The following is a 22,530-nucleotide window of genomic DNA, read 5'->3' on the forward strand; positions in this document are numbered from 1 at the left end:
CACCTGATGGGCCTGAACATGGCGTCATCAGCCTTACGGCGCGCTGGATGCGGAATTAAACTTTTGTAATCGAGGCAGCCGCCGCTGCGGCAGAATAGCGCAGGTAAATAAAGGACTTAAAAGGGAACTAAAGTGGCTTGTCCGGCGCGGATTCCGCCGCCAGCAGGCGTTCCAGCCGCGCCTGCTCGTCGGACGTCAGTCCAGGGGCGGAATCGCCCCCGCCGGCGGCCGGATTTGCCTTGCGCCGGCCGAGCCGCCAGAGCGCCAAGCCGCCCAGCAGCAGCGCCAGCGGCGGGGTCAGCCACAGCAGCAGCGTGTGCTCGTTGAGGCGGGGCTTCAGCAGCACGAATTCGCCGTAGCGGGCCACCAGGAAATCGATCACCTGGGCGTCGCTGTCGCCGGCCGAGATGCGTTCACGCACCAAGAGACGGAGATCGCGCGCCAGCGGTGCCTCCGAATCGTCGATCGACTGGTTCTGGCAGACCATGCAGCGCAGCTCCTTGGAGAGCTCGCGCGCCCTCGCCTCCTTGGCCGGATCCGCCATGATCTCGTCGGGCAGCACCGCCCGGGCAGGCGTCGCACCGAGCATCAGGACCGCGGCAAGCACGGCGGCTGCAAGCGTGCGCGACCGCATCATTCGGCCGCCTGCAATGCACGCGCCGCTTTCGCCGGCTTCGGCGCGCCGACCCGCAAGCGGCGGTCGGACAGCGACAGCAGACCACCGAACGCCATCAGCACCGGGCCCCACCAGATCATCAGCACCAGCGGCTTGTGATAGATGCGTACCGCGATCGCGCCGTCGGCCGAGGTATCGCCGAGCGAGATGTAAAGCTGGCTGGCGCCGCGCGTCATCAGCGCGGCCTCGGTCGTCGAGGCGCCCCGCGTCGTGAAGTTGCGCTTCGACGGCGTCATCACGCTGACCTTCTCGCCGTCACGCGTCACGGTGAATTGCGCGACCATCTCGCGGAAGTTCGGACCCTGCCGCGGGTTCAGGCCGTCGAGCCGCAGCTGGTAGCCGGCGACGCGGGCGACGTCGTCCGGCTTCATCGCGCCGATATATTCGCTGTTCCAGGTGGTCTCGCAGACGATCCCGATCAGGGCGACGCCGAGACCGGCATGCGCGAAGGCGGTCCCCCAGGTCGCACGCGGCAAGCCGCGCGCCCGGCGCAGCGAGAGCGACAACGGAATCCGGAACAGCGCGATGCGCTCGGCGAGATCGCACAGCGCGCCCATGATCACGAACACCGCAAGCGCAATCGCGAGCGGCGCCAAGGTCGCACCGCCATAGGTCCATGCAAACACCAGCGCCATCGCAACCAGCGCGACAATGCCGGCCACCATCAGCCGCTGCGCCGCGCCGAGCAGATCGCCGCGCTTCCAGGCCAGCAGCGGCCCGAACGGCACCGCGAGCAACAGCGGCACGAACAGCGGCGCGAAGGTGAAATTGAAGAACGGCGCGCCGACCGAAATCTTTTCGCCGGTGAGGACCTCGAGCGCCAGCGGATACAGCGTGCCGATGAACACGGTCGCGCAGGCGGTGGTGAGCAGCAGATTGTTGAGCACCAGCGCGCCCTCGCGCGAGATCGGCGCGAACAGCCCGCCCTGCTTCAGCGCCGGCGCGCGCCAGGCATACAGCGACAGGCTGCCGCCGATGAAGACAAACAGGATCAGCAGGATGAAGACGCCGCGTGTCGGATCGGTCGCGAAGGCGTGGACCGACGTCAGCACGCCGGAGCGCACCAGGAAGGTGCCGAGCAGCGATAGCGAGAAGGTCAGGATCGACAGCAGGACGGTCCAGACCTTCAGCGCGTTGCGCTTCTCCATCACCAGCGCCGAATGCAGCAGCGCGGTGCCGGCAAGCCACGGCATCAGCGAGGCGTTCTCGACCGGATCCCAGAACCACCAGCCACCCCAGCCGAGCTCGTAATAGGCCCAGTAGGAGCCCATCGCGATGCCGAGCGTCAGGAAGATCCACGCCATCAGCGTCCACGGCCGCACCCAGCGCGCCCAGGCGGCGTCGATCCGCCCCTCGAGCAGCGCCGCCACCGCGAACGAGAACGAGATCGAGAAGCCGACATAGCCGAGATAGAGCATCGGCGGATGCACCGCGAGGCCGATATCCTGCAGCACCGGATTGAGGTCACGTCCGTCCAGCGGCGGATTGGCGATGCGCAGGAACGGGTTCGAGGTGATCAGGATGAAAAGATAGAACGCGCTGGCGACCCAGGCCTGCACCGCCAGCACATGCGCACGCAGCGACAGCGGCAGATTGTTGCCGAAGGCCGCGACGAGGCCGCCGAACAGCGCCAGGATCGACACCCACAGCAGCATCGATCCTTCATGGTTTCCCCAGACGCCGGTGATCTTGTAGAGCAGCGGCTTCAGCGAGTGCGAATTCTCGTAGACATTGGCGACCGAGAAATCCGAGGTGACGTGCAACGTCACCAGCGCCGCGAACGACGCCGCGACGAACAGCAATTGGGCGAGCGCGGTCGAGCGCGCGACGTTCATCAGCGCCGCATCGCGCCAGCGCGCGCCGACGATCGGCACGATGGACTGGATCAACGCCAGCCCGAGCGCGAGCACCAGGGCGTAATGTCCACTTTCGGCAATCACCGCACGGCTCCCTGGGTCGGCGCCGCGGAGGCGCTCGGCGTATTGCTTGATTTGGCACCGTAATCGTCCTTCCAGTGCCCCTGCTTCTTCAGGGCGTCGGCGACGTCCTTCGGCATGTAGGTCTCGTCATGCTTGGCGAGCACGGTGTCGGCGCGGAACACGCCGTCAGCGTCGAGCGCGCCTTCGGCGACGACGCCCTGCCCCTCGCGGAACAGATCCGGCAGGATGCCCTTGTAGGCGACCGGCAGCGTCGCGCCGCCGTCACCAACGGTGAAGGTCACGGCGAGATTGTCGCCGCGCTTGAGCGAGCCCTGCTCCACCAGGCCGCCGAGGCGGAAACGTTTGCCCGGACCGAGATGCTTTTCGGCGACCATCGACGGCGTCGAGAAGAACACGATGGAATCGCGCAGCGCGTTCAGCACCAGGCCCGCGGCGATCGCGAGCACGACGAGCGCGCAGCCGATCAGTGTCAAACGCCGTTGCTTCCTGGTCATGTTCCATCCTTGCGCATGACATCCTCCGAAAACCGCTGCGCACTTTTCGGCGTCATGCGTTATCCATCCAGCCCGAGATTCTTCAGCCCCTCATTGAGCTGACGCAACCGGTCCGCATCGTTGGCGACCGCCTGACGGGCATCCGCGAGCGCGCTCATCGCCTTGTCACGCTCGCCCATCACGAGATAGGCGCGGACCAGCCGCAGCCAGCCCTCGACGTCGTCGCCATTGGTCTTCAGCCGCGTCGCCAGCCGATCGACCATGCCTTTGATCATGCTGCCGCGATCGGCCTCGCTCATGTCCCTAGCCGCGGCCACCGCACTGTCCGGCAGCGCCGGTGCGCTCACGCCACCGGGTGCGCTGACGCCGCCGGGCGAGCTAGCGCCGCCGGGCACGCTGCCGCCGACGCGTACCAAGGCGGCCTGCACCAGCGGCCGCCACGGCGCGTCCGCCGGCGCCTTCGCCAGCATCTTCTGCCAGAGCGCCGCGGCATCGGCCTTGCGGCCGTCCTGCTCGGCGGCGAGGCCGAGGAAATAGTTCGCCTTGGCATCGTCGCCATTCAGCGCGACCGCACGCTCGAACTCCGCCTTGGCGTCCGCGGTGACGACGCCGCCGGCAGTCCCCATCAGCGCCTCGCCGAGATCGGCGCGGCGATCGGCGCTGTCGCCGGCATAGGTGATGGCGTTGCGATAGGCGCGGACGGCGTCATCGTAGCGGCCGAGGCGCGACAGCACCGGCGCCAGCACCGTCCAGCCGCGGCCGTCGGTCGGGTTCTTTTCGAGATGCGCCTCGACCTGCGCGACCAGATTGGCGAGTGGCTGGTTGGCGTCGGCCACCCGGCCGCGCTCGGCGAGCGGAAAGTCACCGAGGCGCGGCGAGCCGAGCGCGAGATAGAAGCTCGAGGCAATCACCGGCAATCCGACCAGGCCGACGATCGCGGCAGTACGCCGCAGATTGAGGCTGCCCTGCACCGGGGTCTCACGTCCGCCCTGATCGGCGGCGGCCAGCAGCCGGCGGCTGATCTCGATCCGCGCGGCATCGGCCTCCGCGGCGCCGATGATCCCGGCGGCCATGTCGCGGTCGATTTCGGCGAGCTGGTCGCGATAGACCACGACCTCGCTGCCGCCGGTATCCGCGCGCCCGCGGCGGCTGAGCGGCCACAGCACGGCAAAGATCGCCGCGACCGTCATCAGCGCGAACACAAACCACAGCGTCATCAAGCGGTTCCCGGATGGAACGGCGGCTTCCGGCAAGCCGCCTTAGAATCGCTTTACACTACCGGCGGCGAGCCCGGCAATTGACAATTGCTGGATCGACCGAAGGTCGAAATCAGCCGGTTTCCGGTGCCGTTCCGGCGGTATTGCGCCGGCGTCTCCGGGCGAAGGTGCACACGACCAAAATGTCGAAAACAACCCCATGCAAAGGTGCAGGCTTCCGCCGGCGCTCGATTGACGACTTGACATGTCGGGCAAATCAGCGGCACACTTCCATTATTCCGAAATTGTGCAATGCTGTCCCCCGACCCCGGCGCGGTCGTCAATTTGCCGTCCGCTTTCGGGGGCAAAGTGGACACGCGACCCGACCCCGGCAATATCGTCCTGCGACCCTTCTGCGACATCCAGGGATGTTCGCATTAGCGCGACGCGGCGACGGGCGGCGGATGAAAGCGTCACGCCGTCACCGAGGATCATTGTTATGCAGCGTGGCATTTGAGCACCCAGGCCGGCTGCCGCGCGGGATGGTAGGTCGCTTCGAGCTGCTATTCGACGGAAACTGGGAGCAGAGGCCGGGCGAAACTGAGTTCGTGGCCATCGGGATCAATCAGGTGGAAGTAGCGCTCACCCCATTCGGCGTCGCGGGGGACAGTAGCCGGCTGGTATCCGGCTGCAAGCGAACGGTCGTAGAGTTTGTCAACATCGCCAACATAAAAGATGATGCGTCCCCACCAGGACCAGCACCGATCGGCAGGCTGGGCGATGAGGTTGAGATAACTCGCACCAGCCCGAAAGCTGGTGAATGACGACTGTTCGCCGCCATGCAGGACCTCAAATCCCAAGGCGCGGTAAAATCGGACAGCCCGTGGCATTTCGTGGGTGCCAAGCGTGACCGCGCTGATCCCCTCGATCATGGAAACAACTCTCCTGCACTATTTCCTGCGTCGTTTGTAGGTAAGACTTCTCTCGCGGTCAGAGTGCGACTGTTTCCTCGACAACATGTTTCAGCGGCGTCCCCTCAGCGGACAGGGTCATTCGCAGTTTGAGCTCGCCACCTTTCACCGCCCCGCTACGCACCAGGTTCTCGATTTCACGCTGCGATGTAACTCCGACATGCTTCAGAAATTTACGGACAGCCATATTGAAGCGGTCTTCATCGAACTCGGCGGTCATGGCTGTTCTCCCTGATCGGGTAGCCAAAGTCTAACACGAGGTGAGCAAACCCCAAACATCGAGGCCGCGCTCGCGTCGCCGCCGACTTCCTCCTTACCTGGATCGCCTACCAACCTCGGCCCGGATCTGAAGACTACACCTGACGCTGCAATGTCGGCGCGCTGAGGTGGACCGGACACGGCTGAGCGCGGTCCTCGACCGCTGCTTGTGACCCATCTGCGACATTACCCCTCCGGTACTCCTGCCAATCGCATGCCTTCATAAATGCGCTCACGTTTGGCGAGATAAGCTGGATTATCGCTCGACGGGCTGGCGCGGAAGCGGCGGATGCTGAAATTAGGTTGAAGCGCGAGCCCTGCTTGCGCCGCGGCCCGCGCGTCATCGAGTGCTCCAAGCAGTGCTAGGGCAGCGGCGAGCCCAAGATGCGCAAACGGATAATTTCGGTTGGCGTCGATGCTCCTGCGGAGCCAACAGACGGCTTCCCTATCGGCACTAAGTTGCAACTTAGCGAAACCGACATACTGCATCCACATGAAGGCATGAATGTCGCGGGGAGACAGGCGGAGTGCCTCTAAGACATGCGCCTCAGTGTCCCCGCCGCGACCGAGGAAAATCTTGGCTTGACCGATTAACCCGTGCGCATGGGCCAGATTTCGGTCCAACGCCAAAGCGTGTTGTAGTTCGTCAATGCCCTCGGACACGCGGTTCGTGAAAATTTTCGCTGTTCCCAAATGTAAGTGAGCCAAGGCGTGGTTCGGCGCGAGGGTCAGGACATGCATAACGGCCACTTCTGCTACGGTAAGGTACTTTATCCGATTGTCGGTCATGTAGCCGGCACCAACAATGCCATCAACATGCGCTAAGCCCAGACACGCTTCGATATTGCCGGGATCAAGCGTCAGGGCACGCTCGAAAAACTGGCGCGCCTGCAAGATATATTCGCAAGTCAACCCCATATTGAGCTTAGCTCTGCCCTGGAAGTACAACTCCATTGAATTGGGATGCGCCGAACGTTGTGCTCTCACGGCCTCGGCTGCGACGAGCTGCGCGTCTAAGGAGTTAGCTAGCCTAGATATGATCTCGTCCTGCATATCGAACAGATCGGCGACGGGTTTGTCAAAGCGGTCCGCCCATAAGTGCGCGCTGGTTTCAGCGTCTACCAGCTGCACGTTGACGCGAAGTCGGCTTTCGTGACGCTGCACGGAGCCTTCTAGCACATACCGGATGTTCAACTCGCGACCGATTTGCTTGAGGTCAACTGCTTTGCCCTTGTAGGTGAATGCGGTGTGTCGCCCGATCACCAATGAGCCGCTGATCCGCGACAAGTCCGTAGTGAGGCTTTCCGTTACACCATCGACGAAATAGTCGTGCTCTGGGTCGCCGTTGAGGTTGGCGAAGGGCAACACAACGATGGAGAGGTGAGGCGATGAAAGCGACATTTGTGCCGTGCCGTCGTTCTGCGCCGCCGAACTAGCCGCCGCAGTTTCGGGCGTCTGCCCTTCGTGCACTACGCCAACGAAGCGAAAGCCTTTGCGCGGCAACGTTTTGATTAGGCGCTGCTTGTCACCATCGTCACCGATTGCGGCGCGAGCGGCATTCAAGCGGGTCGTCAACGCGGCATCTGAGACTATGCGTCCGTTCCAAACTGCGCTGATGAGATCGTCCTTGCTGACGACGCGCTCCCTGTGCCGGATCAAATGGTCTAGTAGATCGAAGACCTGCGGCGTGATGGGAACAGGGATGGTCCCGCGATGTAGCTCGCGACGGTCAGTATCGAATGCGTACTCCTCGAAGAAATAGCGCATCTGGCGATCCCTTAAAGGGCGTTCGATTTTCAGGCTTTAACGCCCTCGAACGCAAAGAATAAGCCGCTGGTAAGGAAAATGTAAGCCGGATGTCAGGCGCGGTGGCTCGTCGTACAGCATGTTCGTCCTCCGAAAAGTAGACAGGACACACGGCAATGAGCACAGTCCAAGAGATCACCAAGTTGCAGCACAGAGCAACTGCCGACCGGCCGGTCTATAGTCCGCTCGAAGCATATTGGAAGGCATTTCAGGAGTGGCGCAAACGCCGGAGGCTGCAAACGGAATTATGCCGCCTGACGGACCGCGAGCTGATGGATATTGGCACGACGCGAGGCGAGATTGACTACGTCGTGTCGAACAGAGATATCGACCCGCGAGGCATACGAGCCGAATGGGTCCAATACCTGCCAACAGTGGACGGCCAAATCCACCCACATTGGGACAAGCACCTCTCAGAAACACGCGTCAAACCTCGCTAGTGCAATGCGCGGAAACCATCGCGGTCTGCTACGCAAGCCGTTATGGCTGCTTCTGGCCCCTTAGCCGACATGACCAAGCGCGCCTGTTTTGTCAGCTTACCGTTGGCAATGCGGACGTTGGTACAGCGGACGGATTTACAGGTACACGCCCTGGTAAGTGGGATTTTGGAGCGCTCGAACAGGGTTCGAACCGTAGGCTATCGCTACCCCGCCCGCGACGACTTCCGCTCGCCGGTGACGGCGTTTTCGGCCGCACGGTTCATCAGCGAGGCATAGTCGTGGCCGAACAGCACCTCGCAGAAGCGGATCGCGGCCTTGACCTGCTGCTGGCGGAAGGCCCGGACCCGGGCGTCGCCGCCGCGCAGCGACTGCACCAGCCCTTCGGTCGACTGCTCGACATAATGTTGCAGGTCCGAGAAGGTCCGCAGCGTCACCTCGTTGATGGCGAGCTCGCTGGCATAGGTGCGGCACACCGCGACGAAATCGATCAGCGCGGCGGCGTCCTCGACCTCGGTCGCATCGATCTTGGCGCCGGCCGTAATGTCCTTGTCGGCGCGCTGGCGCAGGATGCGGCGGACCCGGCCGGGTACGCTGTCGATCTCCGATTGCAGCGCGTTCGAAGTATCGGCGCGGACCGAGGTGAGCTGGCGGCCCCAGGTGGAATCGTTGCGCAGATCAAGCTCGGTGCGCAGGCCGCGGACGCCGTCATGCAGGGTCTTGAGCTGCTCGCCGACATAATCGAAATGCCCGCGCCTGATGTCGGTGCGCAGGCAGGCCGCGACGAACGACAAATCATGCAGCGCGATGGTGACCACGATGCCATACGGCGTTGCCGCGACGCGGAGCTCATCGTCCGAGGCCGCCATCTTGATGGCAAGACGGACGATCTGCCATGGCGCGGCGAGCCGCTGCGCAATCAGTGACAGCGCGAAGGGCAAAAGCTGCGGCGTCTGCAGCGACGGCAGCTTGAGCGCCTCCGTCGCGGACGCGATCTGGGAGTCGGCAAATACCCGGATCTGGCTCGGCAGCCGGCTTCCCAGGGTTTCCAGCGCTTCGCGGGCCTGCAGCACGAGGCCGATCGGCAGCAGGTCCTCGACAACGTTTGGCGGGCCGACGCGCGACAGCACGCGCTGGCGGTCGTCTTGACTCGGCGCCGCGATCTTGAGGATGGCGTCCGCGGCCGCAAGCTGGAACTTGCGCGCGGCAGTCTCCATCGGACCGCTCTCCGTCGCCGCGGCGAGCGCGGCCTCGAACGCGCGGGCCGCCTCGGGCGCGCCCTCGCGTGCCAGCCATTGCCAGATCGGCAGCAGCGAGGCGCGCCGGATCTGGCCCGCTCGGGTCGGGAAATTGGTCTCGACGAGGAACGGCTCGAGCGGCCGGAACAGGAGCCGGGCCGGGTCGTCGCTGCGCGGCTGGATCTGCTCGTCCTCCTCGGCCCCGCGCACGATCTTGCGCAGCTGCTCGAGGACCAGATTGGCGACGGCGACGTCATCGCCGCGTTCGACGGCGCGCTCCAGCTCCCGCATCAGCAGCGCCTGCGATTGCGGCGGAAGCTGTGCGAGATAATCCCTCAGCCGCTCGGTCGATTTCTGGCTCATGCCCGGTCGTGAAAGCTTGGTGCCCGGCAAGCGCCGCAGCCCGTCCGCCCGCCATGATAGCGGCTGGCCCGTTAAGAAGCCGTTTAGGAATAATAGCGGCGTCGAGCCTCCCAAGGCAGACTGGAGCGAGATGGGTTTAGGTCGGATGGCGACCGCGGCGGCGCTGCGCTCCCTCGCCCCGTTCTTACGGGGAGAGGGTTGGGGTGAGGGGCCGCCTCCGCGTATCCGGCAATAGCCGCGTTTGCGGAGACTCCCCCTCACCCGGAACGCATCTAACGATGCGTTCCGACCTCTCCCCGCACGCGGCAGGGCAATCGCATATGGAATGAACCGATTCTTCCGCGCCGTCATGGCCGGGCTTGTCCCGGCCATCCACGTCTTTTCTTCGCGTGGAAACGAAGACGTGGATGCCCGGGACAAGCCCGGGCATGACGAGTTTGTGGGAACTCCGATCGCCTCAAACGGCCATATGCGATTGCCCTACCGCACGCGGGGCGAGGTGAACGGAGTCCGCTGCTCGATTCGGGGTAAAGTCATCACATCCTACACCGCCGGCAACACGAGCTCGGCGCGCAGGCCGCCGATCGGCGCGTTGTTCAGGGTGAGATTGCCGCCGTAGAGGCCGGCGAGATCGGTCACGATCGACAGGCCGAGACCGGAGCCTGGTTTTGACTCGTCGAGCCGCTGGCCGCGCCGCGACACCTGGGCACGCTCGGCTTCCGACAGGCCGCGCCCGTCGTCGTCGACCACAATGCGCAGCCTCGGCCCGGCGCCCGAGGCCTCGGGCGGGACCACGGTCACCTCGACGAACACCTGCGAAGCCGCCCATTTGCAGGCGTTGTCGACGAGATTGCCGACCATCTCCTCCAGATCCTGCCGCTCGCCGCGAAACCGTGCCGCCGGATCGGCCTTCGCCTCGATCGAGAGGTCGCGATCGCGATGGATCTTCTCCATGGTCCGGCGCAGCGCCTCGATCACAGGTGCGACGTCGGTGATGGTGCTGACGATGGTGGCACGGGCGGCGATCCGCGCCCGCTCCAGATGGTGCGCGACCTGGTCCCTCATCAGATCCGCCTGCTCCAGCACCTTGCTGGCGAAAGGATCGGCGGTATGGGCGGCCGCCTCGTTCACGATCACCGAAAGCGGCGTCTTGATCGCATGGGCGAGATTGCCGACATGGGTGCGCGAGCGCTCGACGATCTCCCGGTTGGCATCGATCAGCGCATTGGTCTCGCGCGCCAGCGGTGCGATCTCGACCGGAAACCGGCCCTCCAGCCGCTCGGCGCGGCCGGAGCGGATATCGGCGATCGCATCCGAAATGCGCTTGAGCGGCGCAAGGCCGTAGCGCACCTGGAAGATCGTGGTCAGCAGCAGCACGATGCCGAGCGCGGCGAAGGTGCCGCCGAGATAATAGTCGAAGCTGCGCGTCTCATCGAATATCTCGGTGGCATCGCCGGCGACGCTGACCAGGAACTTGCCGTCGGCGCCGAGATCGACCGGCCGCTCCACCACGCGCAGGCTCTGGCCTTCGGGCCCGTCGACATAGCCGAGCCGGACCCCGGCAGCGGTCAGCTCGGCGCCGTGCTCCTCGAGCTTGGGTAGCTTCTTGTCCCACAGCGAGCGCGAGGCGCGGGTCTCGCCCTTCTCGGTATCGGTCCGGGTGATCTGCCAGTACCAGCCCGACAATGGCAGGTCGAACAGCGGCTCGCCGAGCGACTGAAACTGGCGGTCCGCCGGCTCGTCCGGCGTCGCCACCTCGGCGATCAGGGTGCGCAGATAGAGATTGAGCCGGCGGTCGAAGGCGCGCTCGGTGGCGTCGCGATAGACCGACGACAGGATGACGCCCGTGATCGCCAGGATCACCACCACCCAGGCGGTCGCCGAGACGAACAGGCGTGTCGCGAGTGAGCTGCCGCCCATCAGGGCACGAGCTCGAACATCAGGTCAGCGGGCCGCGACAAGGCGAGTTCAGACATGGCGAATCCAGTCCTCCTGGCGCGGATCATGCCAATGCCCGCATCGCGATCAAGCACCTTAAGAGCATGATCCGATTGAATAGGACATGCTCTTATCCCGTTGTTTGGTCCGCGCTTTCTTCACGCGAACGAACCGGCATCCATCTCGCTCGAAAATGGTTTAGGTCGGCGGCGACAGCATGTAGCCGAGGCCACGAACGGTCTGGATGATATCGACTTCCAGCTTCTTGCGAATGCGCCCGACGAACACCTCGATCGTGTTGGAGTCGCGGTCGAAGTCCTGGTCGTAGAGATGCTCGACCAGCTCGGTGCGCGAGACCACCCGCCCGGTGTGGTGCATCAGATAGTCGAGCAGATTGTATTCGTGCGAGGTCAGCTTGATCGGATTGCCGTTGACGGTGACCCGCTTGGTGCGGGTATTCAGCGCCACCGGCCCGCAGTTCAGTTCGACCTGGGCATGCCCGGTCGCGCGGCGCAGCAGCGCGCGGATCCGCGCCAGCACCTCCTCGAGGTGGAAGGGCTTGGCGACATAGTCGTCGGCGCCGGCGTCGAAGCCCTGAACCTTGTCGCTCCAGCGATCACGTGCGGTGAGGATCAGCACCGGCATCACCCGCTTGTTCCGCCGCCAGGCCTCGAGCACCGAGATACCGTCCATTTTCGGCAGGCCGATGTCCAGCACCACCGCGTCGTACGGCTCGCTATCACCAAGGAAATGCCCCTCCTCGCCGTCGAACGCGCGATCGACCACATAGCCGGCGTCCGTCAGCGCGGTGGTGAGCTGGCGGTTCAGATCCGGATCATCCTCAACGACGAGCAGACGCACTTTGGCCTCCGAGAGTGAGCATTACGACATTCCGGCACCAAATGAGGCTTCCGGCCGTGAACGGCTTATGAATGGACCCGCAAGGCGCCGCTATTTTTTCGTCAGGTGCACCATCCCGGGAACCCGCGCAAGCACCCCTGGTTCCCTCCATGAGAGCGCGCGAAGTGAGATTGGGTTTCAGTCTAAGGTATTATAATACCCTAAACTTGAAAGCGATTGTTGCTGGCAACCTTCCGGCGGACCGGCGCGCGGACAACATGTCGGGTCATTTGCAGTCGATCGGCAAGTTAACCTTCGACGACCATTTTCATGTCGCTGACATCGGCGATGCGCTAATTCAACCGCGGTGCGCCCAGCGCATATGGACCGGGAAGAACGCGTTGCTTGTTTCAAAGATACGGAGGTTCGGCGTGATTGCAGGCTGGCTTGCGCTTGCGTTCATCGCCTTCGTGACACTGTCCCCGATCCAGGACCGTCCCTCGCTATTCCATCCGCAGATCGAGCATTTCGCTGCGTTCGCCGTGATGGCGCTGGCCTTCGTGCTGGGCTACCCGCGGCGCACCGCGCTGATCGTGCTCCTTGTCATCTTCAGCGCGTTCACGCTCGAAGCGATGCAATTCCTGACACCGGACCGTCACGGCCGCCTGATCGACGCGATCGTCAAGGTGGCGGGAGGTCTCGTCGGCATCGGCGTCGGTCGCTTCATGCTGCTCGTGCTGCGCAACCAGCTCGGCCGGCTGAGGTCGGACGTGGAACAGTCCGCGAACTGAGCATTCGGCGCACTGCGCTCAATCGCGCTTCGGCGCTTCCGCCGACTTCGTGTCGTCTCGCACCATGCATTGCTGAAAGAAATGCAGCCGATCGCCATTCATCGGCACGGCTCCGGGTCGCTTGTAGGGGTAGACCATGTAGGCCGCGCGCAGGCAGCGCTTTGCGGTCTCGGCGGCGGGTGCGGCGACGGCGGCACGCGATGCCAGCAGGAGCGCCAGCACGACGCTGAACCGGACGGACACCCCGCTCACGGTTTCTCGCATTCCGAGTAGAACACGCCATTTGCGGCCGCCAGCCGCTGCAGGCAGTGCCGCCTGTCGGTGACCGCGCCCTCGACCGTGAAATCGTAGGCCTGCGCCTTCAGGATCAACGCGTAGCGTCCCGGCGGCAGCGGCGCGTCGTCGCGCGGCAGGACCTCGAACATCTGCGGATCGTCCTTGAGCGGCGCCGCGCGGAACGGGATCGAGATGTTGCGGATCACCCAGCTGTCGTCGCCCGGCGAGACCACCGGCTTGCCGGTCGCGTCGAACGTGGTCTGCTGGCTCACATGCGCGATCAGACGTACATCGATCGGATCGGAGGCGCCGCCGGCTCCCTCGCGCCGGAACACGATGAAGCGGAGATGTCCGTCCGGCAGCGTGGTCTCGCTCGGCCTGGTGATCGCCGCCGAGATCGCCACCCGCGGATCCGGCGCACGCCCCTGGATCAGCTGCAACTCGTAGAGCTTGCCGTCGCTCTCGGCGTAGACGCCGTAGGCGGTCGGCAATGGCCGTCTCGGCGCCGGCGGCTCGGCCGCAGCGGCCGGCGCCGGGACGGCCGCGACCACCGCCGGCCTTTGGGCTTCGGGCGGCGCCGATGCCAGCGTGCCGGCAATCATCGCGCGGGCCGCGGCCAATGACACGCCACGTTGCTGCAGCAGGACAACGGCCGAGATCAGCCCGAAGAACGCCAGCATGACAACGTAACGCAGCGGCGCCGACGACGACCATCGCGGACCGCGCGACACCGCGGCGGGCTCGACGCGCTCGAGGGTCGTGACAAAGGCCGCCTCGGCATCGATCCGGGGCGGTGCCTCGATCCGCCGCGCAGCGCCCGCCGCCTCGAGGAATGCGGGCAGCGCCCGCGCCGGCGGCACCTCGAATTTCTCGATCACATTGCTCTTGGTGTGCGCTTCGACGCCTTCAATCGCCACTTCCAGCGCCTGCATCAGACGCTGCTTTTCCGCCGGATCCTCGTGCGCGAGCTGCTGCAGCTTCTGCCGCGCGAGCTCGTAGACCGCGCTGCGCAGCTGCTGCGGGTCGGCGCTCACGGAATCGATGGTTCGCGCCAGCACCAGCGCGAACTCCACCTCGGGGTGCGCAGGACCGATGTCCCTGACCGTTCTCTGGGCCGGCGTCGGCGTCATAAATGTTAGTCTGGTTTGCCCATAATGTTACAACATTCTATGTGGATTTTACTGTTAACACAAACCACCAGGCCGGCCGATGACGCCACGGTTTGGCCGTCCCCATCCGAGCAGCAGCAGCAGGATTCATTGACCCGTTCTCTGCCCATCCTGGACCAGTGGTTGTTCGCGCCCAAGCGGGACCGCCGATCCTGGCCGGACGTCCTGCTCCTCGCGGGATGGATCGCACTGGTCGGCTTCCAGATCGGCCGTCACGTGATGTGGCGCGACGAGGTCCGCGCGCTCACCATTGCCCTGAACGGCGACGATCCGGTCGCCATGCTGAGAGGGTTGCATGGCGAGGGCCACCCTGCCCTTTGGTATCTTCTGCTGCGCGGCGCACATGCCGTATTCGATCGGGTCGAGGTGCTGCCCGCTGTCGCCTTCGTGGTCGGGCTCATCACGGTCGCGCTGTTGATCTTCCGGTCACCATTCCCACGACCGTTGGTCCTGCTGCTGATCACGGGCCATGCGCTGTTGTTTGAATATGTCGTGATGGCCAGGAATTACGGCATCTCGGCCCTGTTCCTGTTCGCGATCGCGGCCTGCTATCGGGCCCACCGCGACCGTGGTCTGCTGCTCGGCGCACTGCTGTTCCTGCTCGCCAACACCAACGTCGTCGGCGCGATCATGGCCGGCGCATTCCTGCTGTTCTGGCTGCTCGACCTGCTCGAGACCGATGGCTGGCGCTGGTCGCCGCAACTCACCAATTTCGCGATCAATGCAACGATCGCGACGATTGGCGTCGTGATCTGCGCGGCGACGATGTTGCCGACCTATAATGACGCCGCGGCCCGGGACTGGTCGCACGAGTCACCACTCGCGGCGGCAATCCTGTCCCTGGTGAACCCCGGCGCGACGTCGCTGGGCGCGCTGTTTGCCAATCTGCTGCCGGGGGTCGCGGGATCGGTGCTGCTGTTCGGCGCGACGCTCGGGCTCTTGCCGCGGCGACCGGCCTTCCTCGCCGCCATCGCCGCCCTGTTGCTGACGTCGTTGTTCTTCGCCGTCGCCGCCAACGGTGCCTACCGACATGCCGCGGTCTGGCTGAGCTTCCTGATCGCGCTTTACTGGATCGGCTGGAGCCGGGTCACCGCGCCATCCGGCTCTCGCGCGTGGCTCGACCGGCGCCTGCCGGCGATCGGACGCGGGTCGCTCCTGCTGGTGCTCGCGATCCAGACCGCCGCCGGCATCAACGATTTGCGCAACGCAGTGACCGGCGTGGTCGCGAGCCGCAGCGCCGATCTCGGCCGCCTGATCGCCTCGCGCGCCGATCTCACCAATGCAGTGATCCTCGCCGAGCCGGAATATCTGGTCGAGGCGCTGCCTTATTACGTCAAGAACCGGATCTATCTCGCGCGTGACCATAAATTCGGCAGCGTCGTGATCTTCTCGCGCAAGGGCAAGATGGACAGCGATCTCGGCGAGACCCTGCGCCTTGGCCGCGAGCTTCGCGACACGACCCGTGCGCCCGTCATCATCCTGCTGGCCTACCGACTCGACGAGATCACGCCCGACCGGATCTACGACGAAGGAAAGGACTGGCGGACATTCCGCGCCTCGGCGGCGCAGATCCGCGATTTCCGCGAAGCGACCACGATGCTCCGCGGCTTCGGCCCCGCCAAGACCGACGAGAGTTTCGACGTCTACCTCCTCAACTAGGCGATCGATCAACGACGACAGAAAAAGGACCGTGCGATGGCGCTGATGGACAGCAAGGTCGAAGCCGGCAAGCCGCCGGCCGCAAGCATCCGGCAGTATCTCGCCATCCTGCGGCTCGATCACAGCACCAAGCACATCTTCATCGTTCCCGGGATTGTCCTCGCCTGGCTGTTGCGCGGCCCGAGAGGCGAGCATATCGCAAGCGCGATCGTCCTCGGCCTCGTGGCCGCGATCTGCATCGCGTCGGCCAATTATGTGATCAATGAATGGTTCGACCGCGACTTCGACCGGCATCACCCGACCAAATCGCAGCGCTCCGCGGTGCAGAGCGCGATGGACGGCAAGATCATCGGAATCGAGTGGCTGCTGCTGGTCACGCTCGGTCTCGTCTGCGCATCTGCGAGCAGCCGCCTGATGCTGTTCGCAATCGGCATCTTCGCCTTGCAGGGCATCGTCTACAATGTCCCGCCGCTCCGCAGCAAGGACAAGGCCTATTTCGACGTCATCTCGGAATCCGTCAACAATCCGCTGCGGCTGTTGATCGGCTGGGCGATGATCGACCCGACCTCGCTGCCGCCGGGCTCGGTGATCCTGTGCTACTGGTTTGGCGGCGCGTTCCTGATGGCGGCCAAGCGGCTGTCCGAATATCGCGAGATTGCCGCGTCCCATGGCAGGGAGCTGCTGGCGCGCTACCGCGCGAGCTTCGGGCACTATACCGAGGTGTCGCTGACGGCCTCGTGCCTCAGCTATTCGCTGTTCTCGGTGTTCTTCCTCTCGGTGTTCCTGGTGAAGTACCGCATCGAGTATGTCCTTGCGATGCCGCTGGTGGTGATGCTGTTCACCACCTACTTCTCGATGTCGACGTCGCCGGGATCGCCGGCGCAGAAGCCCGAGAAGCTCTATGGCGAGCGCGGCCTGATGCTGCTCGTGCTGGCGCTGGTCGCCGTCTTCCTGGTGGCAAGCCTTGTCGACATGCCGTTCCTCGCGCGATTGGCCGAACAGCACTACATCACATTGAACTGAGCCTCTCGCGGCGGGCTACCGCCGGCGCGGATGCGCCTTCTGATGCCAGGCCCAGGCCGAACGTATGATGTAGCCGAGATCGGACCGGCTGGCCTTGAAGCCGAGGCCGCGCTCCGACCTGGAAGGATCGGCCACCAGGATCGGCGGATCGCCGGCCCGGCGCTCGCGCACCACGCTCGGCACCGCTTCACCGGTCTCGGCGCGGATCGCATCGAGCACCTTGCGCACCGAATAGCCGGTGCCGGTGCCGAGATTGAACACGCCGCCGGCGTCGCCACTCAGCAGCAGCTCGAGCGCCGCGATATGGGCGCTCGCGAGGTCATCGACATGGATGTAGTCGCGCACCGCGGTGCCATCAGGCGTGTCATAGTCTTCGCCGAAGATCGCAAAGTCCGGCACGTGCCCCAGCAGCGCCATCAGCGCGCGCGGAATCAGATGCGTCTCGGGATCGCGGAGTTCGCCGATGGTGACGGAGGCGTCGGCGCCGCATGCGTTGAAATAGCGCAGGCAGACCGAGTTGAACCGATAGGCCGCGCGGTAGTCGGCCAGGATCTGCTCGATCATGAATTTGGAGCGGCCGTAGGGATTGACGGTCGGACCTGCGGCACTCTCGGGAATTGGATCGCGTCCGGCGTTGCCGTAGACCGCGCCGGTGCTGGAGAACACCAGGCGGTCGCAGCCCGCCTCCCGCATGCCGCGCAGCAGGCCGAGCGTGCCGGCAACGTTATTGCTGAAGTATTTCTGCGGATCAGCCACGGACTCGCCGACCGCACTGAACGCCGCGAAATGCATCACGGCGAGCACATTGTGCTCGCCGACGGTGGCGGCGATCCTGTCGTGGTCGGCGACGTCGCCGATCACGAGCGGCCCCCACCGCACGAAATCACGGTGACCGGTGGACAAATTGTCGTAGACGACCGGCAGAAACCCGGCCTCGGCAACCGCCTTGGCGCAATGGGATCCGATGTATCCCGCGCCACCCGTGATCAGGATCGAACCCCTGCTCGCCATCTGAAAATTTCGCCCTGCGCGAACCAATCCCGCGCCTCAACCGGCGCAGTGATCGCATCGGTACGACATTCCATCCGAGGCGGCAAAATCACGATGGGAATAGCGTTAAGACCGAACGGATTTGCAGCCCAAGGGACGGTCAGCGCGACCCGAGCGGCACGTTGGTCCGTTGCCCGACCGGCGGCGCGTGCCGCGACGCTCTGCCATACGGGTAAGCCGGTGTTGCCGGCGGGACCGGCCGGGTCGCCTGCGGCCGCGATGTCGGAACGCCGCCGCCCGGTCCATCGATCGAATAGCGCGTTGTGCCCTGCGTGGTCTGCCCGGTGCCCTGTGCAAGCGCCGGGGCGGTGGCGACGACCAGCGCCGCTGTTGTGACAAGGCCGGCCAGCTTCATGTCGATGCCTCGATGGGTTGAACCGGGGTCAACCGTCGATGCCTCCAATCGTTCCGGCAATGTCGCCGCAGCGCGCTGGCGATCGTCTCCGATGCAAAAATGGCGCGGCGAAATGTCTCGCCGCGCCATTTTCGATCGATGGGACTCGTTCAGAAATTCAGGCGCCGGCCTGCGCGACGCCGGCCCAGTGATCGGGGTTCGCGGGGGTCTGCATCCTGACCCAACGATAACGCGCCTGCGACCAGCTGCGAATCTGCGCATTCAGATTGTCGAGCACGATGTCTCCACCCTTGGCGCGGACCACCAGCACGAGATGATGCTCGCCGGAGGAAGTCACAACCTCGCTCAGCAGAAGGTCGCGCATCGGCCAGCCGCGCGCCAGGAGCTCGTGGCGCTTGCTGACCGCGTAGTCGTTGCAATCGCCGCGCGCCGGATTGATCAACCATTCCTCGCCGGCAAGGCCGCGTTCGTTGCGCTGTGGCACGATGCTGCGATTGACCGAAGCGTTGACCTCGATCAGGTCGGCGATGCGCTGCTTGGTCAGGCGTGTGGCGCCGCCGCGGAACACCATCCGGGCGCGGGCTTTCGGCTTGCACTCGTCGGCATAGCGCATGCAGAACATGGTGTAGGCCATCGGCGCCAGCGTCGGCTCGCTGAAGCGGATCTTCTCGATCACGCCGCGCAGCGGCAGCGGGAAGCCGACCATTCCAGCCTGGGTGTTCTGTGCGCTTGTGCCGAGCGCAAGGACGGCCAGAACCAGGGCCATCACTCTCTTGACGTTGTACATTCTTCACTCCCCACAGCGACGGGAAGCATGTACGGGAAATGTCTTGAGCTTGGGCTCAAGCGCGCGGCGGCATTTGTTTCAAATGCGAGGGTGCGCGCGAGCAATCCGTTAACCAAGCCTGCGGGGCGCCGCCGTCAGGTCAAGGGCCGGTTGCGGCCCGAACTCTTTCGTTCCCATGCCGGCATGGTTGGCCTGTCGTGAAGCCGCCGGCGCGCTCTGTTAAATCGCCACCCGCTGCCTGGGCGCAATCCCGCACCAGCTCATGACGAGATCGGCGAGCATCTTGATCTCGAGATCCGCGGGTGTGCCGCCGGCGAAATCGGCGACCGATTGCCCCAAGGCGACGGCGCGCACATAGGCCGAGCGACTGCCGATCATCGGCCCGATCTCCTCGTCAAGCGTATCGAGCTCCTCGATCAGCTGCTGGCCTTCGAGCGTGCGCTGGTCGACGCGGTTCGGCACGATCATGGCACGGAGCGCCGTTCGCCGCGTGGCACGCACTTCCCGTACGATGTCGAGCGTCCGCGCGGTGGCCTCGATGTCAAGGCCGGACGGCGTGCACGGCATCAGCACGATATTGGCGACCGCGAGCACGGCTCCCAGCACCCGATCGTTCGGCGCGGAGTCCACGACGATGATCTGATGCGGGATCTGGCGCATCAGCCTGGCCCATTCGGCGACCGGCCGGGTTTCCGGATCAAGCTGGTAGACGGGGAACGACAGATTGCCGGGCTCGGCCCAGTGACACGCGGACGCCTGCGAGTCGGCGTCGACCAGTCCGACCACGCCCGTGCGCCGATCCAGTTCTGCGGCGAGCAAGACCGCAAGGGTCGTCTTTCCGACTCCGCCCTTGCGCTGGGCAACCGAGATGACAAGCGGCATCGCAAACTCCTGGCGTTATCCCCCGTACGTGCGCGGGAGGACACCTTCATCAACGAGCGTCAGCATCCGGGGCAGACAGACCCGCTTTGCGTCGTAATTGTCCCGCACGAAGCTGCGCGCCTTCATCCGCATCTTCTTGAAGGCCTTGGGCCGTGACAGCACCGAGAGTACCTGATCCGACAGCGCATCAATATCAAAAAACGGCACCAGCAGGCCGTTCCCGTCCGAGATGATATCGCGAAGCGGGGCGGTGTCGGATGCCACCACAGCACATCCCGCGCTCATGGCCTCCAGCAGCGACCAGGACAGCACGAAGGGATAGGTCAGATAGACGTGCACCGAGGAAATCTGCAGCAGCTCGAGATATGGTTCCCGAGGAATCCGGCCGAGGAAATGCACCCGGCGAAGGTCGATGTCCGACTTGATTTCGTCGAGGAACATCGACTTCCAGCTCGAGCCCTTGGGTGGGTTCGCCCCGTAGGATGTCCCGCTGCCGCCGACGATCACGACCTGCGCATTCGGCCGCGCGGCGAGGATCCTCGGCAGGGACCGCATGAAGATATGGAATCCGCGCACCGGCTCGAGGTTGCGCGAGACGTAGGTGATCACTTCGTCGTCCGCCGACAGCGTCGCGCCGTTCGGAAGCTGAAACCGCGCGACCGGATTGGGCTTCACCTCGTCGGTGTCGACGCCCTCGTGGATCACCTCGATCTTGCTCTGAAACTCGGCGGGAAAGGTCGACCTCTGCCATGGCGTCGGCGAGACGCCCGTATCGCATTCCGTGAGCGCCAGCAGCGTGGTCGCATTCTTCAGATGGAGTGCGACATTGCCATCGAGGCCCGTCATGGGAAACTCGGGATCGAAGCCGACGTCCCTGCCCTCGGCACCGTAGTAGAATTCGCAATAGAGGATGATCCGCGCGCGCGGAAACATCGTGCGCAACGGCAGCGTCTCGCCCCAACCGGGATGCGCGAAGATCAGGTCGGGCACGAAGCCTTGCCCCGACAGCGACGACAGCGCGTACAGAACCTCTTCGGCACGCCGCGATTCGACATCGAAGCGCCGGGCAAACGGATGGACGACCGCGGAATCCGTCTTGGTCGTCGAATATTTGAGCAGCCGGATATCCGGCGTCGTGCTGGCGGTCGATGAACCGACCGCAACGACCCTGTTGCCGGGCTGCTCTGCGAGCGCGCGCGCAATGTGGCGGTACTGGGCCGGAAAGTTATTGTGGACGAACAGGACGTTCATTGGCGGGCGAGCGCGCCCCCCGGCCGCGCGGTCTTCGATTGGGGTCAGGGTCTGCATCATCACCGGCGGTATGTCATCGATTGGCGAGCGAAACTATCTTACCGGATTAACATTAAGACCCCTTCTATCACACAGATTTTTGGGGCACACTGCGCGAGACTTACCAATCCATTCCGTTAGGCTCGCAGGCGACAATGAACGAACAGATTCAGCAGAAAACCATTGATCTGGCACGGGGTCTCTTCCTGGTTCGATACAATGGCGCAGATGATAAAGTGTCACCTCCGGTGGTGCGCGTATACGCGGATCGCGCCAGTCTTAACAATTGTAATATCATTACCGGACCGGACGTCGTCAATGGAACCCTGTTTGCGCCCGAGACCGCGCTGGTCGTGTCGGTCGCCCGGCCGAGCCGTCTGATCGTCGAGGTCACTGCGGGGCGCGCCGGCGGGTCGACCGCCGCCAATATCAAGATCGAGCCGCTGACCCAGGGACAGCCGGCTGAGCAGCCGGCCAGCCAGCCATTCGACATGTTCGAGCCGGAGGATGGCCCCGGCGAGTTGAGCGACCTCAAGCTGCTCGCACATGTCGCGGGTCTGGGCGACGTGACCGTCGGCTCGAATGTCTGGATTGCCGGCCCGTCCGCGCCGGCCCGGATCGAGGGAATTTCCCTCGAATGGCCCAACAAGCCGCGGGATCTCCAGCTGCAGTATGCCGTCAAGTTCGCCAGGCCGCAGCGCGGCGACAACCAGTTCGTTCCTCTCGGAACTTTTGCCGGAACCCGGGGACGCGCATTGGCCATCACGGGGTTCTCGCTGGAGGCCACGGGTCCCGGCGCGGATCGCTTCTCCATCGCGGCTGAAACCATCTTCCTGGGGGCTCCGACCCTGCGGGTCACCGGGAACCGGATTGTGGTGTCGGGTCCCTCAGGACGGGAACCGCTGGTGGGCCTCAAGCTCAACCTCGAGGAGCGCCGGGTGCAGGCAGCCCCGCTCGCGCCCCAGCAGCCGCGGCGCGTCGAACCCGCCACTCCGATGCCGCACCAGGACGGACCGCGCCTCGAGGGACGGGTGCGCGTGTTCCGGAGCCGGCAGGGCGCCGTCAAGACGGCAGGCTGACCATGCGGGCAG

The 22,530-nt window shown here is 64.6% G+C and carries 22 protein-coding genes; 5 read left to right on the top strand and 17 right to left on the bottom strand.

Annotation, left to right across the window (positions count from 1 at the left end; translation table 11 throughout):
- Positions 1-127 precede the first annotated feature (127 nt).
- The 7 genes from I6F38_RS17320 to I6F38_RS17350 form a co-directional block, all read right to left on the bottom strand.
- A complete protein-coding gene (locus tag I6F38_RS17320; RefSeq protein WP_225161246.1) occupies positions 128-634 on the bottom strand; it encodes a cytochrome c-type biogenesis protein in 507 nt (168 codons plus the stop codon).
- On the bottom strand, positions 634-2,616 hold the full coding sequence (locus I6F38_RS17325) for a heme lyase CcmF/NrfE family subunit (protein WP_225161193.1): 1,983 nt from the start codon (positions 2,614-2,616) through the stop codon (positions 634-636). Before I6F38_RS17325 ends, I6F38_RS17320 begins: the two co-directional genes overlap by 1 nt.
- Positions 2,613-3,110, bottom strand: a complete 498-nt coding sequence (gene ccmE / locus I6F38_RS17330) for a cytochrome c maturation protein CcmE (protein WP_168858113.1) — start codon at positions 3,108-3,110, stop codon at positions 2,613-2,615. The genes I6F38_RS17325 and ccmE overlap by 4 nt, the downstream gene beginning before the upstream one ends.
- Before the next feature lie 59 nt (positions 3,111-3,169).
- A complete protein-coding gene (gene ccmI, locus I6F38_RS17335; RefSeq protein WP_225161194.1) occupies positions 3,170-4,327 on the bottom strand; it encodes a c-type cytochrome biogenesis protein CcmI in 1,158 nt (385 codons plus the stop codon).
- 542 nt (positions 4,328-4,869) lie between these two features.
- Positions 4,870-5,238: a VOC family protein gene (locus I6F38_RS17340; RefSeq protein ID WP_225161195.1), complete on the bottom strand. Its 369-nt coding sequence runs from the start codon at positions 5,236-5,238 to the stop codon at positions 4,870-4,872.
- A 58-nt stretch (positions 5,239-5,296) separates the two neighbouring features.
- Positions 5,297-5,497 carry a DUF6494 family protein gene (locus tag I6F38_RS17345; protein ID WP_225161196.1) on the bottom strand — a complete coding sequence of 67 codons (201 nt, stop codon included), beginning with the start codon at positions 5,495-5,497 and terminating at the stop codon, positions 5,297-5,299.
- 224 nt (positions 5,498-5,721) lie between these two features.
- Positions 5,722-7,302 (bottom strand): winged helix-turn-helix domain-containing protein, encoded by a 1,581-nt coding sequence (locus I6F38_RS17350; RefSeq protein WP_225161197.1) that lies wholly within the window; start codon positions 7,300-7,302, stop codon positions 5,722-5,724.
- A 155-nt stretch (positions 7,303-7,457) separates the two neighbouring features.
- Here I6F38_RS17350 and I6F38_RS17355 point away from each other — a divergent pair, with 155 nt between their 5' ends.
- Positions 7,458-7,781: a DUF1127 domain-containing protein gene (locus I6F38_RS17355; protein WP_028345270.1), complete on the top strand. Its 324-nt coding sequence runs from the start codon at positions 7,458-7,460 to the stop codon at positions 7,779-7,781.
- Between the two features lie 203 nt (positions 7,782-7,984).
- Here I6F38_RS17355 and I6F38_RS17360 read toward each other — a convergent pair whose 3' ends face one another.
- The 3 genes from I6F38_RS17360 to I6F38_RS17370 all read right to left on the bottom strand — a co-directional run bounded on the left by I6F38_RS17360 (position 7,985) and on the right by I6F38_RS17370 (position 12,178).
- Positions 7,985-9,379, bottom strand: coding sequence for a hypothetical protein (locus I6F38_RS17360; RefSeq protein ID WP_225161198.1), 1,395 nt, complete (start codon positions 9,377-9,379; stop codon positions 7,985-7,987).
- 543 nt (positions 9,380-9,922) lie between these two features.
- Positions 9,923-11,299, bottom strand: a complete 1,377-nt coding sequence (locus tag I6F38_RS17365; RefSeq protein ID WP_225161199.1) for a sensor histidine kinase — start codon at positions 11,297-11,299, stop codon at positions 9,923-9,925.
- A 216-nt stretch (positions 11,300-11,515) separates the two neighbouring features.
- Complete coding sequence (locus tag I6F38_RS17370) at positions 11,516-12,178, bottom strand: response regulator transcription factor (protein WP_016841655.1); 663 nt, start codon at positions 12,176-12,178, stop codon at positions 11,516-11,518.
- Positions 12,179-12,327: 149 nt separating this feature from the next.
- Here I6F38_RS17370 and I6F38_RS17375 point away from each other — a divergent pair, with 149 nt between their 5' ends.
- Positions 12,328-12,948, top strand: a complete 621-nt coding sequence (locus tag I6F38_RS17375) for a hypothetical protein (RefSeq protein ID WP_225161200.1) — start codon at positions 12,328-12,330, stop codon at positions 12,946-12,948.
- An 18-nt stretch (positions 12,949-12,966) separates the two neighbouring features.
- Here the strand turns inward: I6F38_RS17375 and I6F38_RS17380 are convergent, their stop codons facing one another.
- Both I6F38_RS17380 and I6F38_RS17385 read right to left on the bottom strand, forming a co-directional pair.
- Positions 12,967-13,200 carry a hypothetical protein gene (locus tag I6F38_RS17380; protein WP_225161201.1) on the bottom strand — a complete coding sequence of 78 codons (234 nt, stop codon included), beginning with the start codon at positions 13,198-13,200 and terminating at the stop codon, positions 12,967-12,969.
- Positions 13,197-14,354: a hypothetical protein gene (locus tag I6F38_RS17385; RefSeq protein ID WP_225161202.1), complete on the bottom strand. Its 1,158-nt coding sequence runs from the start codon at positions 14,352-14,354 to the stop codon at positions 13,197-13,199. Before I6F38_RS17385 ends, I6F38_RS17380 begins: the two co-directional genes overlap by 4 nt.
- Before the next feature lie 129 nt (positions 14,355-14,483).
- Between I6F38_RS17385 and I6F38_RS17390 the strand changes: the two genes are divergently transcribed.
- Positions 14,484-16,052 (top strand): hypothetical protein, encoded by a 1,569-nt coding sequence (locus I6F38_RS17390; RefSeq protein ID WP_225161203.1) that lies wholly within the window; start codon positions 14,484-14,486, stop codon positions 16,050-16,052.
- Between the two features lie 36 nt (positions 16,053-16,088).
- Positions 16,089-17,075, top strand: coding sequence for a UbiA family prenyltransferase (locus tag I6F38_RS17395; RefSeq protein WP_225161204.1), 987 nt, complete (start codon positions 16,089-16,091; stop codon positions 17,073-17,075).
- A 15-nt stretch (positions 17,076-17,090) separates the two neighbouring features.
- Here the strand turns inward: I6F38_RS17395 and galE are convergent, their stop codons facing one another.
- The 5 genes from galE to I6F38_RS17420 form a co-directional block, all read right to left on the bottom strand.
- Positions 17,091-18,086, bottom strand: coding sequence for a UDP-glucose 4-epimerase GalE (galE, locus tag I6F38_RS17400; protein ID WP_225161205.1), 996 nt, complete (start codon positions 18,084-18,086; stop codon positions 17,091-17,093).
- 139 nt (positions 18,087-18,225) lie between these two features.
- Positions 18,226-18,480, bottom strand: coding sequence for a hypothetical protein (locus tag I6F38_RS17405; protein ID WP_225161206.1), 255 nt, complete (start codon positions 18,478-18,480; stop codon positions 18,226-18,228).
- A gap of 157 nt (positions 18,481-18,637) precedes the next feature.
- The gene (locus I6F38_RS17410) at positions 18,638-19,267 is read right to left on the bottom strand and encodes a transglutaminase-like cysteine peptidase (RefSeq protein WP_225161207.1); all 630 of its coding nucleotides are present in this window, start codon (positions 19,265-19,267) and stop codon (positions 18,638-18,640) included.
- 219 nt (positions 19,268-19,486) lie between these two features.
- A complete protein-coding gene (locus I6F38_RS17415) occupies positions 19,487-20,149 on the bottom strand; it encodes a ParA family protein (protein WP_016841664.1) in 663 nt (220 codons plus the stop codon).
- Positions 20,150-20,164: 15 nt separating this feature from the next.
- Entirely contained in the window at positions 20,165-21,400 is a 1,236-nt protein-coding gene (locus I6F38_RS17420) for a glycosyltransferase family 4 protein (protein WP_057020241.1), read from the bottom strand.
- 194 nt (positions 21,401-21,594) lie between these two features.
- On the opposite strand from I6F38_RS17420, the gene I6F38_RS17425 reads away from it, so the two are divergent.
- Positions 21,595-22,518 carry a hypothetical protein gene (locus I6F38_RS17425; RefSeq protein ID WP_225161208.1) on the top strand — a complete coding sequence of 308 codons (924 nt, stop codon included), beginning with the start codon at positions 21,595-21,597 and terminating at the stop codon, positions 22,516-22,518.
- The last annotated feature ends 12 nt before the right edge of the window (positions 22,519-22,530 follow it).

This window comes from Bradyrhizobium sp. BRP56, from assembly GCF_020194035.1.
Taxonomy (GTDB): domain Bacteria; phylum Pseudomonadota; class Alphaproteobacteria; order Rhizobiales; family Xanthobacteraceae; genus Bradyrhizobium; species Bradyrhizobium australafricanum.